Here is a 16,436-nt window from a genome sequence, read left to right as displayed (position 1 = left end):
GAACCGACCGAGGCCACTGTCAACCCTTCGCCAGGTAACCAAAGCATTTCGAATGTGGGGCAGCCACGTTTCCCCCGCTCCCTTGACTGGCGGGGCGTGTCGGTCTTAGGTTCCATGTGTTCATATACGTGAATACAGTTCCTGAGTGTGTACGCAAGAGAGGACCGCATGACTGCGCTGGTGGATCGGCTCGACGGGCTGCTGTTCTTTCCCGTCACACCGTGCGACGACCGGGAGCGGCTCAACCTCGACGCCTTCCGCCGGCACGTACGCGACGGTCTCGCGGCGGGATGCGGCGCGGTGTTCGCGTGCTGCGGGACGGGCGAGTTCCCGTCCCTGGGCCTGGACGACTACGCGGCCTGCGTCGCCGCCGCCGTCGAGGAGGCCGCGGGACGGGTGCCCGTCATCGCCGGCACGGGATACGGGCTCGCCCTGGCCTCGCGGTTCTCCGCCGCCGCCGAGCGGGCAGGGGCCGACGGCCTGCTCGCCCTGCCGCCCTACCTCATCCAGGCCGACCAGCAGGGCCTGCGCCGCCACTACGAGGAGCTGGCCGCCACCGCCGGGCTGCCCGTCATCCTCTACCAGCGCGACAACGCGATCTTCGAGCCGGACACCGTCGTGGCGCTGGCCCGCCACCCTCGGATCGTCGGCCTCAAGGACGGGTACGGCGACCTGGACCTGCTCCAGCGGACGATCAGCGCGGTCCGGTCGGCCGGCGAGGACCTGCTGTACTTCAACGGGCTGCCCACGGCGGAGATGTCCGCGCTCCCCTACCGGGGCCTCGGGATCACCCGCTACTCCTCGGCCGTCTTCTGCTTCCTGCCCACCGTGGCCATGGCGTTCCACCGGGCCCTGCTGGGCGGCGACGACGCCACCGTGAACCGGCTGGTCGACGAGTTCTACCGGCCGCTGGTCGAGCTGCGCCGCCAGGGCGCCGGGTACGCCGTGTCGCTGGTCAAGGCCGGCGTGCGGCTGCGCGGCCTCGACGTGGGCCCCGTGCGCGCCCCGCTCGGCGAGCCGGCTCCCGAGCACGTCAAGCGGCTCACCGAGCTGATCGAGCACGCCCTCGGGGTCGTCGAGGATTTACCCCCCACACTCCCCTGACCTGGAGGAATCCCGTGAGAACACCCTTGAGAGCGGCGGCCGTCCTCACTTCTGCCGCGTGCGCCGCGGCCCTGGTGTGCGTCCCGCCCGCGACGGCATCGGCGGGCGGGGACGTCCCGCTGGGACGGCGCACCCTGCCCGCCGGCGACGGGTGGGCCTCGGCCACGACCGGCACCACCGGCGGCTCCGCGGCCGACGCGGCGCACGTCTTCACCGTCCGCGACCGCTCGGGCCTGCTCGCGGCCCTGAACGGCGGCGACGCCACCCCCAAGATCATCTACGTCAAGGGGGCCGTCGACGGGAACACCGGCGACACCGGCGCACCCCTGACCTGCGCCGACTACGCCGTGAACGGGTACACGCTGCCGGCCTACCTCGCGGCCTACGACCCGGCGGTGTGGGGGCGGGACGCCGAGCCGTCCGGCCCGCTGGAGGACGCCCGCGCCGCCTCGGCCGCCCGCCAGACCGCGCGCATCAAGCCGAAGGTCGGCTCCAACACCACCATCGTCGGCCTCGGCCACGCGACGATCAAGGGTCTCAACCTGCACGTCGACAAGGCCGACAACGTCATCATCAGGAACATCACCTTCCAGGACGCCTACGACTGCTTCCCGCAGTGGGACCCCACCGACGGCGACGAGGGCAACTGGAACTCCCTGTACGACAACATCTCGGTCACCGGCTCCACGCACGTGTGGGCCGACCACAACAGTTTCGACGACGGCACCAACCCCGACACGGCGCAACCGCTGTACTTCGGGCGGCCCTACCAGGTGCACGACGGCGAGCTGGACATCACCAACGGGTCGGACCTGGCCACCGTCTCGTGGAACCGGTTCGCCGACCACGACAAGACCATGCTCATCGGCTCCACCAACAACCCGGCCACCGACACCGGCAAGCTGAACGTGACCGTGCACCACAACGTGTTCGACACGATCCTGCAGCGGGCGCCGCGCGTGCGGTTCGGCCAGGTGCATGTCTACAACAACTACTACGACATCCCCTCGGGCGCCGGGTACGTCTACAGCCTCGGCGTCGGCGTGCAGTCGAAGATCTACGCCGAGAACGACTACTACCGGCTCGGCGCGGGCGTCACCGCCGACCAGATCATCTACAACTGGGGCGGCACCGCGATCCACACCGCCGGCACGCTGGTGACCGCCGGCGGCAGGACCCGCCCGGTGGACATGCTTGCGGCGCACAACGCCACCCACGACCCCGACCTGTCGGGTGACGTCGGCTGGACGCCCACCCTGCACACGAAGGTGGACCCGGCCATCCTGGTGCCCGTGAAGGTGCCGCTGCTCGCGGGCGCGGGCCGCCTGCACTGACCGGCACCCCACGTGAACCCGGCCCCGGGCCGCCGCGCCGCCGGCGGCGGCCCGGGGCCGTCACACGACGTGCGTCATCCAGGTCCGGTGAACCCCGGAGAACGGCGCGGCGCGGGCGCGGACGGCGGCCATCAGCCAGCCGGCCGACCGCTCCGCCTGCTCGACCACGTCCTGCGGGTAGGAGTAGCGGACGCGGTGCTCGGCGAACTCGTCCTCGTCGTCGAGCAGCACCCGACCGTCCCGCATGCGGATCACGTCCAGGTCGAGGTCGACCATGGTGACCCCGCCGTCACCCCACCGGGGGACGGTCGTGATGTCGCAGTAGATCTCCAGCTTGCTGGGCCGCCCGTTGAACGAGGCGGTCCACCAGGCGTCGCGGGGGAACAGCATGACGAACGGGTGACGCCACACGACCGGCGGCTCGCTCCCCCTGCGGGCGCTGGACCGGGCACGGCAACCGGTCCAGACGCCGTGCTCGTCCTCCCCCAGCAGGCTCGCCCCGTGGTGCCAGTGGAGCGAACCGTCGAACTTGGTGTAGACGACGTCGATCGTCGCGCCGGTGACGCCGCCCGCGGGGGCCTCGGCGTTCACCGGCGCTCGGCTCGTCTGAATGGCATACGGCTCCTCGTGCCCGGCCGAAGTGCTCCGGCACGTGAGAACCTATGCCCACTCAGACCTCCACCACCACCGGAATAATCATGGGACGGCGGCGGTAGGTGTCGCTGACCCAGCGGCCCACGATGCGGCGCGTGAGGCGGCGCATCTGCTGGAGATCGGCCACCCCGTCGGCCCCGGCCTCCTGCAGCGCCTTCTCGATGAGCGGCAGCACCGCGTCGAACGCCTCGATCTCGATGCCCGACCCGCGCGCGTACACCTCGGGGCCGGCGCTCACCTTGCCGGTCGTGGAGTCGACCACCACGACGACGGAGATGAAGCCCTCGTCGCCGAGGATGCGCCGGTCCTTCAGCGCGACGTCGGTGACCGCGCCGACCGAGGAACCGTCGACGTAGACGTACCCGCACGGCACCGCGCCGACGATCCTGGCCCGGCCGTCGACCAGGTCCACCACCACGCCGTCCTCGGCGATGACGATGTGGTCGTCGGGCACGCCGGTCAGCGCCGCGAGCTTGGCGTGCGCGCGCATGTGGCGCCACTCGCCGTGCACCGGCATGAAGTTGGACGGCTTGGTGAGGTTCAGCACGTACAGCAGCTCGCCCGCGGCCGCGTGGCCGGAGACGTGCACGAGCGCGTTGCCCTTGTGGATCACGCGGGCGCCCCAGCGGGTGAGCCCGTTGATGACCTTGTTGACCGCCGTCTCGTTCCCGGGCACCAGCGAGGACGCCAGCAGCACCGTGTCGCCGTCGGCGACCCGGATCGGGTGGTCGCGGTTGGCCATGCGCGACAGCGCGGCCATGGGCTCGCCCTGCGACCCCGTGCAGATCAGCACGACGTCCTCCGGCGGCCACTCCTCGATCTCCCGCGAGTCGACCAGGATCCCCGGGGGGACCCGCAGGTAGCCGAGCTCGCGCGCGACGCCCATGTTGCGGACCATCGACCGGCCGATGAGCGCGACCTTGCGGCCGTTCTCCTCGGCGGCGTCGAAGATCTGCTGCACGCGGTGCACGTGCGAGGCGAAACAGGCGACGATGATCCGCTTGGTCGCGCTGCGGAACACGTCGTCGATCACCGGGCTGATGGTGCGCTCGCTCGGCACGAAGCCGGGCACCTCGGAGTTCGTCGAGTCCGACATCAGCAGGTCGACGCCCTCGGAGCCGAGCCTGGCGAACCCGCCGAGGTCGGTCAGGCGGCCGTCGAGCGGCAACTGGTCCATCTTGAAGTCGCCGGTGTGCAGCACGATGCCCGCGGGCGTCCTGATCGCGACGGCCAGCGCGTCCGGGATGGAGTGGTTGACCGCGAAGAACTCGCACTCGAACGGCCCGAACCGCTGCCGCTGCCCCTCGGCCACCTCCACCTTGACCGGCTGGATGCGGTGTTCGGTGAGCTTGCTCTCGATCAGCCCCAGCGTCAGCCGGGACCCCACGAGCGGGATGTTGGACCGCTCGCGCAACAGGTAGGGCACGGCGCCGATGTGGTCCTCGTGCGCGTGGGTCAGCACGACCGCCTCGATGTCGTCGAGACGGTCTCTGATGTAGTCGAAGTCGGGCAGGATCAGGTCCACGCCGGGCTGGTCGGGCTCGGGGAACAGGACTCCGCAGTCGACGACCAGCAGGCGGCCGTCGAACTCGAAGACCGCCATGTTCCTGCCGATTTCACCGAGGCCGCCCAGGGCGACGATGCGCAGGCCGTTCTCCGGCAGTGCCGGAGGAAGACCGAGCTCGGGATGCGGATGGCTCATGCTCTACCCCCGTGTACGCCGGCCCGGCGCCCACGCACGGCTCCCTCGCCGAGCCGTGCGGCGCGTCGCGGGCCGAGATCGCTTCGTCTCTCTCTCAAACTCTTTGTTCCTCCCCGCCGCGTTCAGCCGCGGCGACTCATTCCGATCGTTCTCCGCCGTTCACGCCATGCGTGCGGCGGGCAGGCCAGATAATCTCCGCGCCCCGCCGAGCGGCGGCGCGCGGTACGTCAGTCGGACAACTTCACGCCGCCGGCGACGAGGTCCTCCCTCAGGACCGCGACCTGGTCGCGGGTGGCGTCCACCAGGGGAAGGCGCACGGGGCCCGCCGGCCGGCCGAGGAGGCCGAGGGCCGCCTTGGCCATGATCGCACCCTGAGCGCGGGTCATGATGCCGGTCACGACGGGCAGCAGGCGGCGGTGCACGGCGCGCGCGCCCTCGACGTGGCCGGACTGGAACAGATGGATCATGGTGGCGAGCTCGGCGCCCGCGGCGTGGCCCACCACGCTCACGAAGCCGGCGGCGCCGACCGACAGCCACGGCAGGTTCAGCGCGTCGTCCCCTGAGTAGTAGACCAGGTCGGTCGCGGCCATCACCTGGGAGCCGGCGAACAGGTCGCCCTTGGCGTCCTTCACCGCGACCACGCGCGGGTGGGAGGCGAGGCGCAGCAGGGTCTCGGTCGCGATGGGCACGCCCGAGCGCGAGGGGATGTCGTACAGCATCACCGGGAGGCCGGTCGCGTCGGCCACGGTGGTGAAGTGGCGGTACAGGCCCTCCTGCGGAGGTTTGTTGTAGTACGGCGTCACCAGCAGCAGGCCGTGCGCGCCCGCGCGCTCGGCGGCCTGGGCGAGCTCGACGGAATGGCGGGTGTCGTTGGTGCCCGCTCCGGCCACGATGGTGGCCCGGTCGCCGACCGCCTCGACCACGGCCCGCAGGACCTGGTCCTTCTCCGCGTCGGAGGTGGTGGGGGACTCGCCCGTCGTACCGCCCACGATGAGGCCGTCGTTGCGCTGCTCGTCCACGAGGTAGCCGGCCAGGCGCCGGGCACCGTCGATGTCGACGGCACCGTCGGCCGTGAACGGCGTGACCATCGCGGTCAGCATGCGACCGAAGGGCGCGTCGGAGGTTCCTGTTGGCGATGCCATAGACCGAACGGTACCCGGATCCGTGAAGGCGGTGGGACCCCGCCACCCCGGTTCGCTACGCGAGAAGCCCCGATCGGGGCCTGTACCGGTTCCGCCGGTGATGATCTGACATGGATAGAGGCCGCCGATATGTGCTCGGGGGTACACACATCGACGACCTCTACCCGTGCAATCGGCGCGGCTTACGGGGGCGTTACACGCTTCTTAGGAGAATTTTCCGATCGGCTCCGCGTGCCCGGCGGCCGGACCCCCATGGCGGGGAGGACGCCGGGAAACGCCCGGTTTGCAGCGGCGCTCCCCCGCAGGTGGAGGGGTCGGCGTCCGGGACGCACGGGAAGCCCTCACACCGCCCGGCACGCGCCGTGGTCACAGAATCACATTTGGTAAAGTTGGGACTCCAAGTCGTCGTCATTACTCCCAGTTGTCTCCCGATTACGGCAAGATAGGGAAACGATCTCGAACGCCCCGAGGGATGGACGGATGACTGGTAACGACCCGGTGTACCTCCGAGTGGTCGAAGAGCTGCGGGCCCAGATAGTCGACGGCACCCTGCCGCCGGGCGCGCCCATCCCGTCCCGCGCCCAGCTCACCCAGCGCTTCCGCGTCGGCGAGACCGCCGCCAGGCACGCGCTGAGGGTGCTCGCCGCCGAGGGCCTGATCATCGGCAAGGTCGGCTCCGGGCACTACGTGCGCGAGAAGTCCGTGCTCTACCCCCTGCAGCGCTGCCGCTACGTCGACCACGACGCCCCCTTCGCCGCCGACATGCAGGCCGGCGGCCACCGCGCCACCTGGGACTGGCGGAGCGAGACGATCAAGGCGATGCGCGACGTCGCCCGCCGGCTGCGCCTGGAGGAGGGCGACCCGGTGACCCGCACGCGCTACGTCTTCCGCACCGAGGGCAAGCCGATGCAGCTCGCCACCTCCTACGAGCCCGCCGACCTCGGCCGTGGGCAGTCCTTCCCCGAGGAGGGCACCAACGGCCGCAAGAGCCTCGTGGCCCGCATGTCCGCCGTCGGAATCAAGATCACCGACATCCGCGAGAGCGTGCACACCCGGGTGCCGCAGCCGACCGAGAGCGACCTGCTCGACCTGCCGACCGGGGTGCACATCCTGCACGTGGAGCGCACCCACTGGTCGGGCGACCGCCCGGTGGAGACCAGCGACATCGTGGTCCCCGGCGACCGCTTCCGCCTGGTCTACTCCGTCCCCCTCGGCGCCTGACCGCGCGGGCGGGGGTCAGGCGCGGGCGCGCTGGGTCGCGGCGACGCACACCAGCACGGCCAGCGCCCCGGCGAGCGTGGCGACCTCCAGCCGCTCGGCGAGCAGCAGCCAGGCCAGCAGCAGCGAGATCAGCGGCTGGAGGAGCTGGGTCTGCCCCGCGCGGGCGATGCCGCCCAGCGCCAGCCCGGCGTACCACGGGATGAAGCCGAGGAACATCGACACCACCGCGACATAGGCGAACCCGGCCACGGCCCCGGTCGTGGGGTGCATGGGCGTGACCACGGCCAGGGCCACCGTCACCGGCACCGACACGGGGGCGGCCACCACCAGCGCGTAGGAGATGACCCGCCACCCCGGCGTGTCCCGGGCGAGCCTGCCGCCCTCGGTGTAGCCCACGGCGGCGCAGAGCAGCGCGGCCAGCATCAGCAGGTCGGCGACGGCGAGCCGCCCGTCTCCCCTGCTCAGTGTGAAGACCGTGACCGAGACGGCCCCTGCGGCGCTCGCCACCCAGAACAGCGGCCGGGGGCGCTCTCCCGCCCGCAGGACGGCGCAGACCGCCGTGGCGGCCGGGAGCAGCCCGACGACGACGGCCGCGTGCGACACGCTCGCCCCCGCGTCCAGCGCCAGGCCGCTGAACAGCGGGAATCCGAACACCACCGAGAGCGCGATGACCACGTACGACCCGAGCAGGGAGCGGGGCGGCAGCAGGGGGACGCGGGCGAGCAGGAGGCACAGGCCCGCGATGAGCGCGGCGACCGCCGCCCGGCCGATGGCGACCATGTAGGGGTCGAAGCCGCGCAGGGCGAAGGCGGTGGCGGGCAGCGTGCCGGAGAAGGACAGCACCCCGAGGGCGGCCAGCAGCGTGCCCTTCAGCGGGGGGCTCATCGGGCGCCGCCCCGGGCCGGTCCCGGGGGTGGGGACCGCTACCGGCAGATGGGCAGTAGCGCTATTCTCAACTCTCATGAACGACGATAGCAGTATCGTCCGGGTCGCCGCTCTGCTCAGGGAGGAGACCGGCAGGCTCCGGCCCGGCGACCGCCTCCCCTCCAGCCGCGAGCTGATGAGGCGGCACGGCGTGAGCCCGGTCACCGTGTCCCGGGCGCTGGCCACCCTCGCCGCCGAGGGCAGGGTCGTCACCCGCCCCGGAAGCGGGGCCTTCGTCGCCGACACCCCCGCCCCCGGAGACACCCTCGACCTGTCCTGGCAGACCGTGTCCCTCGGCGACAGGTCGGTGGACGACTCGGCCGTCAGCGGGCTGCTCACCCCGCCGCCCGACGGGGTCATCCCCCTCACCGGCGGGTACCTCCACCCGGGCCTGCGGCCGTCCAGGGCCCTCACCGCCGCCGCCACCCGCGCCGTGCGCCGCCCGGACGCGTGGGCGCTCCCGCCCCTGAGCGGCGTCACCGAGCTGCGGCGCTGGTTCGCCACCGAGGTCGGCGGCGGCGTCACCCTGGCGGACGTCCTGATCGTCAGCGGCGGCCAGGCCGCCCTGACCCTCGCCTTCCGCGCCCTGGCGGGGCCGGGGGCGCCGATGCTGGTGGAGACCCCGACCTACCCCGGTGCGCTCGCGGCCGCCCGCGCCGCCGGCCTGCGCGCGGTGGCGGTGCCCGTGGACCGGGACGGGGTGCGGCCCGAGCTGCTGGCCGAGGCGTTCGCCGTCACGGGCGCGCGGGTGTTCTACTGCCAGCCGACCCTGCACAACCCGACCGGCGCCGTGCTCTCGCCCGGGCGCAGGGAGCAGGTCCTGGCCATCGCCAGGGCGGCGGGCGCCTTCGTGATCGAGGACGACTACGCGCGCTACCTCACCACCGGGCCCGTGCCGCCCTCGCTGATCACCCTGGACACCCATGGCACGGTCGTCCACATCAACTCGCTCAGCAAGATCACGGCGCCGAGCGTGCGGGTGGCGGCGGTGATCGCCCGGGGTCCCGCGGCGCGGCGGCTGCGCGCGGGGCAACTGGTGGAGTCGTTCTTCGTGGCCCGCCCGCTGCAGGAGACGGCGCTGGAGTTCCTCGGCTCGCCGGGCTGGCGGCGCCATGTGGCGTCGGTGGCGGCCGAGCTGAGGCTGCGGCGGGCGGCGCTGGCCGCCGCGCTGGCCCGCCACCTCCCGGCGGCGGAGGTGTGGCCGGTCCCCGAGGGCGGCGTGCACCTGTGGGCCCGCCTGCCGCGCGAGGTGGACGAGACCGCGCTGGTGGAGAGCGCCCAGCGCGCGGGGGCGCTGGTGAGCCCGGGGGCGATGTACCACCCCGCCGAGCAGCCGTCCCCGCACATCCGGATCACCCACATCGCGGCGGCACACGTCACCGAGCTGGGCGAGGGCGTCCGCCGCCTGGGCACGGCCCTGGACGCCCACCTCGCCGCACGCTCGTCCTAGCGGTCGCGCCCGGCGCCGATTCCGGTGGCAACCGCCAAATCCCCTACAGTGGTGTGCCATGGACGGGCCGGCGGAACTGCTCCGCGACTTCGTGAACACCTACGACGTCGAGGGCGACACCGACGAGCTGGCCTCCCCCGCCGAGCTCGCCGTCTGGCTGCGGGAACGCGGGCTGATCTCCGGGTCCGACCGGGCCGTGGACGACGACTGGGCCCTCGCCGTGCACCTCCGCGAAGGGCTGCGGACCGTCCTGCGCCATGGCCACGAGGCCGCTCCCGCCCCGGTCGCCGACCTGGACGCCGCGCTGGCGGCGCTGCCGGTGCGGGTCACCCTGGCGAGCGGCGCGCCCGAGGCCGAGCCGCTCGGCACCGGCGCGACCCGGGGGCTCGGGCTCCTGGTCAAGGCGATCATGGACGCGCGCGCCGGGGGCGGCTGGCACCGGCTCAAGGTCTGCGCGAGCGACACCTGCCAGTGGGCGTTCATCGACGCCTCCAAGAACCGCTCGCGGGCGTGGTGCTCGATGCGGGTCTGCGGGAACCGCACCAAGACCCGCGCCTACCGCGCCCGGCGCCAGGCGCCCGCCCCGGCCTCCTGACCACGGCGAGGGATCCGCGTCCTGCACGGCGGGCGAACCCCGATACGGTTGTGTCAAAGGAAAGGGGCCGCTCGACATGGCAGACGTGGGGGTACGCGCCGCGCGACGCGAGGACGTCCCGGCGGTGACGTCCACCCAGATCCGGGCCTGGCGCGTCGCCTACCGCGACGTCCTGCCCGAGGGGCAGCTCGACCAGATGACCGGCCCGTCGGCCGAGGAGATGTGGAGCCACCAGTGGGAGGAGGCCGTCGTGGCCCCGCCCACCCGGCGCCACCGCCTCCTGGTCGCCGTCGAGACCGAGGACGCCCTGGCCTCGCTGGCGAGCGGCCACGGCGAGCCGGGCGGCCAGCGCGTGGTCGGCATGGCCTCCCACGCCCCCGCCGAGGACCCCGACCTCGACCCCGACACCACCGCCGAGCTGCTCACCCTGCTGGTCGACCCCGACCACGTCCGCAGGGGACACGGCAGCCGCCTGCTGAACGCCACCGTGGACCACCTGCGCGAGGACGGCGTCGCCACCGTCGTCACGTGGGCCTTCGCGGACGACAAGCCGATGATCGGCTTCCTCACCTCCGCCGGCTGGGGCCCCGACGAGGCCGAGCGCGTCCTGGACATGGACCGCCCCGTCCGCATGATCCGGCTCACCACCGACATCAGCTGATCCGCCCCTCCGGGGCACGTGATCCCTGGGCCGGGCATTCCCGCCCGCTCGTCCGGGGCACCTGATCCGCCGGTTCGGGGCACCACCCGTGAGCCTGGGATCCGCCATGAAATACCCTGCGTAACGCGCACTTCCCAGGCCGCCCCGTGAAGGAGAACCCCCGCGAGGCAGGCCCGGGTCCGGATCGATGTGATCGAAGAGGGACTACGTTGGCGACACCCGCTCAGTGGCTCGCGGGAGCACGGCCCCGCACCCTTCCCGCGGCGGTGGTGCCCGTGGCCGTCGGCACGGGCCTGGCCTTCGCCTACGACGGCGCGGTCTGGTGGCGCGCCCTGCTGGCCCTGTTCGTCGCCCTGGTCCTCCAGGTGGGCGTGAACTACGCCAACGACTACAGCGACGGCGTGCGCGGCACCGACGAGGTACGCGTCGGCCCGCTCCGGCTGGTCGGCTCGCGGGTCGCCTCCCCCCGGTCGGTGCTGGCCGCCGCGCTCGGGTGCTTCCTGGCGGCCGCGGTCGCGGGCCTGGTCCTGGTGGTGGTCACCCGCGCGTGGTGGCTGCTGATCGTCGGGGCGCTCGCCATCGCCGCCGCGTGGTTCTACACCGGGGGCTCGCGCCCGTACGGCTACCGCGCCTTCGGCGAGATCTCGGTCTTCGTCTTCTTCGGCCTGGTGGCGGTCGCCGGCACCACCTACGTCCAGCTCGAGCGCCTGCCGTGGCCGGTCTGGGTGGCGGCCGTACCGGTCGGGCTGCTGGCCTGCGCGCTCCTGGTGGTGAACAACCTGCGCGACATCGCGACGGACGGCCCGCTGGGCAAGCGCACCCTCGCGGTCGTGCTCGGCGACACCCGCACCCGCCTGCTCTACAACGCGTGCCTGCTGCTGCCGTTCGCCGTCGCCCTGGTGCCGGCCTTCTCCGGGCGGCCGTTCGCCGCGCTGGCCCTGCTGGCGCTGCCGCTCGCGCTGGCCCCGGTCAGGGCGGTGCATGGCGGGCGGACCGGGCGCGCGCTGATCGCCACCCTGCAGCAGACGGGCCGGCTCCAGCTCGCCTTCGGCCTGCTGTTCACCATCGGCCTGGCGCTGTAGCGGCCTCCGCCGGGTCCAGGTCGCACGGAGGGCTCCCTGGATGCCCTCCCGCGCCCGTGTACGGCCGTTTCTCCCCGTCCGGGCCCTGTGACCGCCTTACAGGTCGAGCAGGGGCTCCAGGCCGACGGTGAGGCCGGGCAACTCGCGGACGCGGCGGACGCCGAGCAGGACGCCGGGCGTGAACGAGGAGCGGTTCATCGTGTCGTGGCGGATCGTCAGGATCTCCCCGTCGCCGCCGAGCAGGACCTCCTGGTGGGCGATCAGGCCCGACAGGCGCACCCCGTGGACCCGCACGCCGTCCACGTCCGCGCCCCGGGCGCCGGGCAGCTCGGAGCTGGTGGCGTCCGGCATGGCGGCCATCCCGGCCTTGCGCCGCGCCTCGGCGACCAGCTCGGCGGTGCGGCGGGCCGTCCCTGAGGGGGCGTCGGCCTTGTTGGGGTGGTGCAGCTCGACGATCTCGACCGACTCGAAGTAGCGCGCCGCCTGCTGGGCGAAGTGCATCATCAGCACGGCGGCGATGCCGAAGTTTGGGGCGATCAGGGCGTTGACCCCCGGGTTGGCGGCGAGCCAGCCCCGGACGGTCGCCAGCCGCCCCGCGTCGAAGCCGGTCGTGCCCACCACGGGGTGGACGCCGTGCTCCACGCACCACTTCAGGTTGTCCATGACCACGTCGGGGTGGGTGAAGTCGACCACCACCTCCGCGGCCGCCAGCGACTCGATGGGATCGCCGGCGTCGACGCCCGCCACCAGTTCCATGTCGTCGGCCGCCTGGACGGCCTTGCAGACCTCAACACCGACGCGCCCTCGGGCGCCGAGAACCCCAACCCTGATCACGACGCCCAAGCGTAGCGCGAAGGCGAGGCCCGGGCCCCGCCGAGGGGACCCGGGCCCGCCCTGCGGTCAGGCGACGAACGCGCTGAAGTCCTTGTCGCCGTACGGCCCGATGACGGCCAGCGTCATGGGCTGCGAAAGGATCTCCTGGGCGACGGCGTCGATCTCGTCGGGGGTGACGGCGTCGATGCGCGCGAGCACCTCGTCGACGGGCATCAGCGTGTCGTACACCAGTTCGCTCTTGCCGATGCGCGACATGCGCGAACCGGTGTCCTCAAGGCCCAGCACGAGCCCGCCGCGCATCTGGCCCTTGCCCCGGCCGATCTCCTCCTCGGAGATGCTCTCGGCGACGACCCTGGCGATCTCCTCGCGGCAGATCTTCAGGACGTCGTCGACCTTGGCGGGCAGGCACCCGACGTAGATGCCGAACTGGCCGGTGTCGGCGTACTGCGCCGTGTAGCTGTAGGCGGAGTACGCCAGGCCGCGCTTCTCCCGGATCTCCTGGAAGAGCCGGGACGACATGCCCCCGCCCAGGGCGGCGTTCAGCACGCCCAGGGCGAAGCGCCGGTCGTCGGTGCGCGAGAACGCGGTCGTGCCGAGGACCAGGTTGGCCTGCTCGGTCGGCCGGTCGACCACCCGCACCCCCGAGCGCGGCGACGCGCCGGGGCCCGACAGGCGCGGGAGGGCCGGCGCGGCGTCGCCGCCGAGCGCGCCCGCCCGCTGGTAGGCCGCCGCCACCAGCTCGACCACCCGTTCGTGGGTGACGTTCCCGCTCACCGAGATCACGGTGTGCGGGGGCTGGTAGTAGCTCTGGTAGTACTCCGCGATGCGCTCACGGGACAGCCTGTTGATCGACTCCACCGAGCCCAGGATGGGGCGCCCGATGGGGGTGTCGCCGTACAGCTCGGCGGAGAACTGCTCGTGCACGACGTCCGACGGGTCGTCGTCGTGCATGGCGATCTCTTCCAGGATCACGCCCCGCTCGGACTCGACGTCCTCGGCGGTGACCAGGGAAGAGGTCACCACGTCGGCCAGCACGTCGATGGCCAGCGGCAGGTCCTCGTCGAGGACCCGCGCGTAGTAGCAGGTGTACTCCTTGGCGGTGAAGGCGTTGATCTCGCCGCCGATGCCCTCGATCGCGGCGGAGATCTCCAGCGCGTCGCGGGTGGGAGTGCCCTTGAACAGAAGGTGTTCCAGGAAGTGGGTGGCCCCCGTGTGCTCGGAGGCCTCGTCACGCGACCCGATGCCGACCCACATGCCGACCGCGACTGATCGCACGGTCGGCATGGTCTCGGTGACCACCCGGAGCCCACCGGGAAGGACGGTGCGCTGCACGACCCCGGCACCGTCCTTGCCGGGGTGCAGAGTGGTGGTCGTCACGAGTTGCGGTCGTCCCGTCCGCCGCGGGTGCGCGAGCGGCGCGGCCGGTCGCCGTTGCGCTCGCCGCCGCGGTCGCCGCCACGCTCCTCGCGGGGCTCGGCCTCCGCGCGGGGCGCGTCGTCGTCGTCCGGGCCGTCGTCGGGCTTGACCGACGCGTCCTTCTCGATGACCTCGACGGGGACCAGGGACAGCTTGCCGCGCGAGTCGATCTCGGCGATCTCCACCTGGATCTTGTCGCCGACGTTCATGACGTCCTCGACGTTCTCGATGCGCTTGCCGCCGTGCAGCTTGCGGATCTGGGAGACGTGCAGCAGGCCGTCCTTGCCGGGCAGCAGGCTGACGAACGCGCCGAAGGCGGCGATCTTGACGACCGTGCCGAGGTAGCGCTCCCCGATCTCGGGCATGTGCGGGTTGGCGATCGCGTTGATCGTGGTCCGCGCGGCCTCGGCCGACGGGCCGTCGGTCGCGCCGATGTAGATCGTGCCGTCGTCCTCGATGGTGATCTCGGCGCCGGTGTCGTCCTGGATCTGGTTGATCATCTTGCCCTTGGGGCCGATGACCTCGCCGATCTTGTCGACCGGGACCTTGATCGTGATGATGCGCGGCGCGGTCGGGTTCATCTCCGCCGGGGAGTCGATCGCCTCCTGCATCACGTCGAGGATCGCCAGACGGGCGGCCTTGGCCTGCTTGAGCGCGCCGGCCAGGACCGTCGCCGGGATGCCGTCGAGCTTGGTGTCGAGCTGCAGGGCCGTGATGACGTCACGGGTGCCGGCGACCTTGAAGTCCATGTCGCCCATGGCGTCCTCGGCACCGAGGATGTCGGTCAGCGTGACGAACTGGCCGCCCTCGCCGATGAGGCCCATCGCGATGCCAGCGACCATCTCCTTGAGCGGGACACCCGCGTCGAGGAGCGCCATGGTCGAGGCGCAGACCGAGCCCATGCTCGTCGAGCCGTTGGACCCGAGCGCCTCCGACACCTGGCGGATGGCGTACGGGAACTCCTCGCGGGTCGGCAGCACCGGCAGGAGCGCCCGCTCGGCGAGCGCGCCGTGGCCGATCTCGCGGCGCTTGGGCGAGCCCACGCGGCCGGTCTCACCGGTGGAGTAGGGCGGGAAGTTGTAGTTGTGCATGTAGCGCTTGGTGCGCTCGGGGTTCAGCGTGTCGATCATCTGCTCCATGCGGAGCATGTTCAGCGTGGTGATGCCCATGATCTGGGTCTCGCCGCGCTCGAACAGGGCCGACCCGTGGACCCTCGGGACCACGTGGACCTCGGCGCTGAGCTGCCGGATGTCCTTGGTGCCTCGGCCGTCGATGCGGATGCCCTCGCTGATCACGCGCTCGCGCATCAGCTTCTTGGTGAGCGAGCGGAAGGCGGCGGAGATCTCCTTCTCGCGGCCCTCCAGGTCGGCGCCCAGCTTCTCCAGCGCCAGGGCCTTGACCCGGTCGAGCTCGACCTCGCGCTCCTTCTTGCCCGCGATCGTCAGCGCCGAGGCCAGCTCGCTCTTGACCGCGCCGCCGACCGCCTCGAAGACGTCCTCCTGGTAGTCCAGGAAGATCGGGAACGCGGCGGTCTCCTTGGCGGCGACCTGGGCGATCTTGTTCTGCGCCTCGACGAGCACCTTGATGAACGGCTTCGCCGCCTCAAGGCCCTCGGCCACGGTCTCCTCGGTCGGGGCGACCGCCCCGTCGGCGACGAGCTTGAGCGTGTCGCGGGTCGACTCGGCCTCGACCATCATGATCGCGACGTCGCCGTCCTCGAGGACCCGCCCGGCGACGACCATGTCGAAGGTCGCCCCCTCCAGCTCGGAGTGGGTCGGGAAGCCCACCCACTGGCCGTTGATCAGCGCGACGCGGACGCCGCCGATCGGGCCCGAGAAGGGCAGGCCGGCGAGCTGGGTCGACAGGCTCGCCGCGTTGATGGCCACCACGTCGTACAGGTGGTCGGGGTTGAGCGCCATGATCGTCGCCACGACCTGGATCTCGTTGCGCAGGCCCTTGACGAAGGACGGGCGCAGCGGGCGGTCGATCAGGCGGCAGGTGAGGATGGCGTCCTCGGACGGCCGTCCCTCACGGCGGAAGAACGAGCCGGGGATCCGGCCCGCGGCGTACATCCGCTCCTCCACGTCCACGGTGAGCGGGAAGAAGTCCAGGCTCTCCTTGGGATGCTTCGAAGCGGTGGTGGCGGACAGGATCATCGTCTCGTCGTCGAGGTAGACGACGGAGCTTCCCGCCGCCTGGCGCGCGAGCCTCCCGGTCTCGAACCGGATGGTACGCGTACCGAACGAGCCGTTGTCGATAACGGCTTCCGTGCTGTGGACACCCTCCACGGGGGACCTCCTTGGGTCGGTCGCCCGCG

Annotated in this window: 14 protein-coding genes; 7 read left to right on the top strand and 7 right to left on the bottom strand. The window is 72.1% G+C overall.

Features of this window, described 5'->3' with window-relative positions:
* Positions 1–168: 168 nt before the first annotated feature.
* Positions 169–1,104, top strand: coding sequence for a 5-dehydro-4-deoxyglucarate dehydratase (locus NYZ98_RS07870; protein WP_262841883.1), 936 nt, complete (start codon positions 169–171; stop codon positions 1,102–1,104).
* A gap of 14 nt (positions 1,105–1,118) precedes the next feature.
* Positions 1,119–2,438: a pectate lyase family protein gene (locus tag NYZ98_RS07865; RefSeq protein ID WP_262841882.1), complete on the top strand. Its 1,320-nt coding sequence runs from the start codon at positions 1,119–1,121 to the stop codon at positions 2,436–2,438.
* A 60-nt stretch (positions 2,439–2,498) separates the two neighbouring features.
* Here the strand turns inward: NYZ98_RS07865 and NYZ98_RS07860 are convergent, their stop codons facing one another.
* The 3 genes from NYZ98_RS07860 to dapA form a co-directional block, all read right to left on the bottom strand.
* Positions 2,499–3,029: a DUF402 domain-containing protein gene (locus tag NYZ98_RS07860; protein WP_262841881.1), complete on the bottom strand. Its 531-nt coding sequence runs from the start codon at positions 3,027–3,029 to the stop codon at positions 2,499–2,501.
* A 79-nt stretch (positions 3,030–3,108) separates the two neighbouring features.
* On the bottom strand, positions 3,109–4,794 hold the full coding sequence (locus NYZ98_RS07855) for a ribonuclease J (RefSeq protein ID WP_262841880.1): 1,686 nt from the start codon (positions 4,792–4,794) through the stop codon (positions 3,109–3,111).
* 227 nt (positions 4,795–5,021) lie between these two features.
* Positions 5,022–5,936: a 4-hydroxy-tetrahydrodipicolinate synthase gene (gene dapA / locus NYZ98_RS07850; protein WP_262841879.1), complete on the bottom strand. Its 915-nt coding sequence runs from the start codon at positions 5,934–5,936 to the stop codon at positions 5,022–5,024.
* A 480-nt stretch (positions 5,937–6,416) separates the two neighbouring features.
* Between dapA and NYZ98_RS07845 the strand changes: the two genes are divergently transcribed.
* On the top strand, positions 6,417–7,157 hold the full coding sequence (locus tag NYZ98_RS07845) for a GntR family transcriptional regulator (protein ID WP_262841878.1): 741 nt from the start codon (positions 6,417–6,419) through the stop codon (positions 7,155–7,157).
* A gap of 15 nt (positions 7,158–7,172) precedes the next feature.
* Here the strand turns inward: NYZ98_RS07845 and NYZ98_RS07840 are convergent, their stop codons facing one another.
* Positions 7,173–8,042, bottom strand: a complete 870-nt coding sequence (locus NYZ98_RS07840) for a DMT family transporter (RefSeq protein WP_262841877.1) — start codon at positions 8,040–8,042, stop codon at positions 7,173–7,175.
* A gap of 76 nt (positions 8,043–8,118) precedes the next feature.
* On the opposite strand from NYZ98_RS07840, the gene NYZ98_RS07835 reads away from it, so the two are divergent.
* The 4 genes from NYZ98_RS07835 to NYZ98_RS07820 all read left to right on the top strand — a co-directional run bounded on the left by NYZ98_RS07835 (position 8,119) and on the right by NYZ98_RS07820 (position 11,869).
* Complete coding sequence (locus NYZ98_RS07835) at positions 8,119–9,531, top strand: aminotransferase-like domain-containing protein (RefSeq protein ID WP_262841876.1); 1,413 nt, start codon at positions 8,119–8,121, stop codon at positions 9,529–9,531.
* 58 nt (positions 9,532–9,589) lie between these two features.
* Positions 9,590–10,126, top strand: a complete 537-nt coding sequence (locus tag NYZ98_RS07830; protein WP_262841875.1) for a CGNR zinc finger domain-containing protein — start codon at positions 9,590–9,592, stop codon at positions 10,124–10,126.
* A gap of 76 nt (positions 10,127–10,202) precedes the next feature.
* A complete protein-coding gene (locus NYZ98_RS07825; protein WP_262841874.1) occupies positions 10,203–10,787 on the top strand; it encodes a GNAT family N-acetyltransferase in 585 nt (194 codons plus the stop codon).
* Positions 10,788–10,996: 209 nt separating this feature from the next.
* Complete coding sequence (locus tag NYZ98_RS07820) at positions 10,997–11,869, top strand: 1,4-dihydroxy-2-naphthoate polyprenyltransferase (protein ID WP_262841873.1); 873 nt, start codon at positions 10,997–10,999, stop codon at positions 11,867–11,869.
* Positions 11,870–11,965: 96 nt separating this feature from the next.
* On the opposite strand, the gene dapB is transcribed toward NYZ98_RS07820, so the two are convergent.
* The 3 genes from dapB to NYZ98_RS07805 form a co-directional block, all read right to left on the bottom strand.
* Positions 11,966–12,703, bottom strand: a complete 738-nt coding sequence (gene dapB / locus NYZ98_RS07815) for a 4-hydroxy-tetrahydrodipicolinate reductase (RefSeq protein WP_262841872.1) — start codon at positions 12,701–12,703, stop codon at positions 11,966–11,968.
* 66 nt (positions 12,704–12,769) lie between these two features.
* On the bottom strand, positions 12,770–14,080 hold the full coding sequence (locus NYZ98_RS07810) for a M16 family metallopeptidase (protein WP_262841871.1): 1,311 nt from the start codon (positions 14,078–14,080) through the stop codon (positions 12,770–12,772).
* Entirely contained in the window at positions 14,077–16,407 is a 2,331-nt protein-coding gene (locus NYZ98_RS07805) for a polyribonucleotide nucleotidyltransferase (RefSeq protein WP_262841870.1), read from the bottom strand. The genes NYZ98_RS07810 and NYZ98_RS07805 overlap by 4 nt, the downstream gene beginning before the upstream one ends.
* Positions 16,408–16,436 lie beyond the last annotated feature (29 nt).

Origin of the sequence: Sphaerisporangium corydalis (genome assembly GCF_025506355.1) — a bacterium.
Classification (GTDB): domain Bacteria; phylum Actinomycetota; class Actinomycetes; order Streptosporangiales; family Streptosporangiaceae; genus Sphaerisporangium; species Sphaerisporangium corydalis.
Note: the sequence above shows the minus strand (reverse complement) of the source record. Positions and strands in the feature narration are given on the sequence as shown.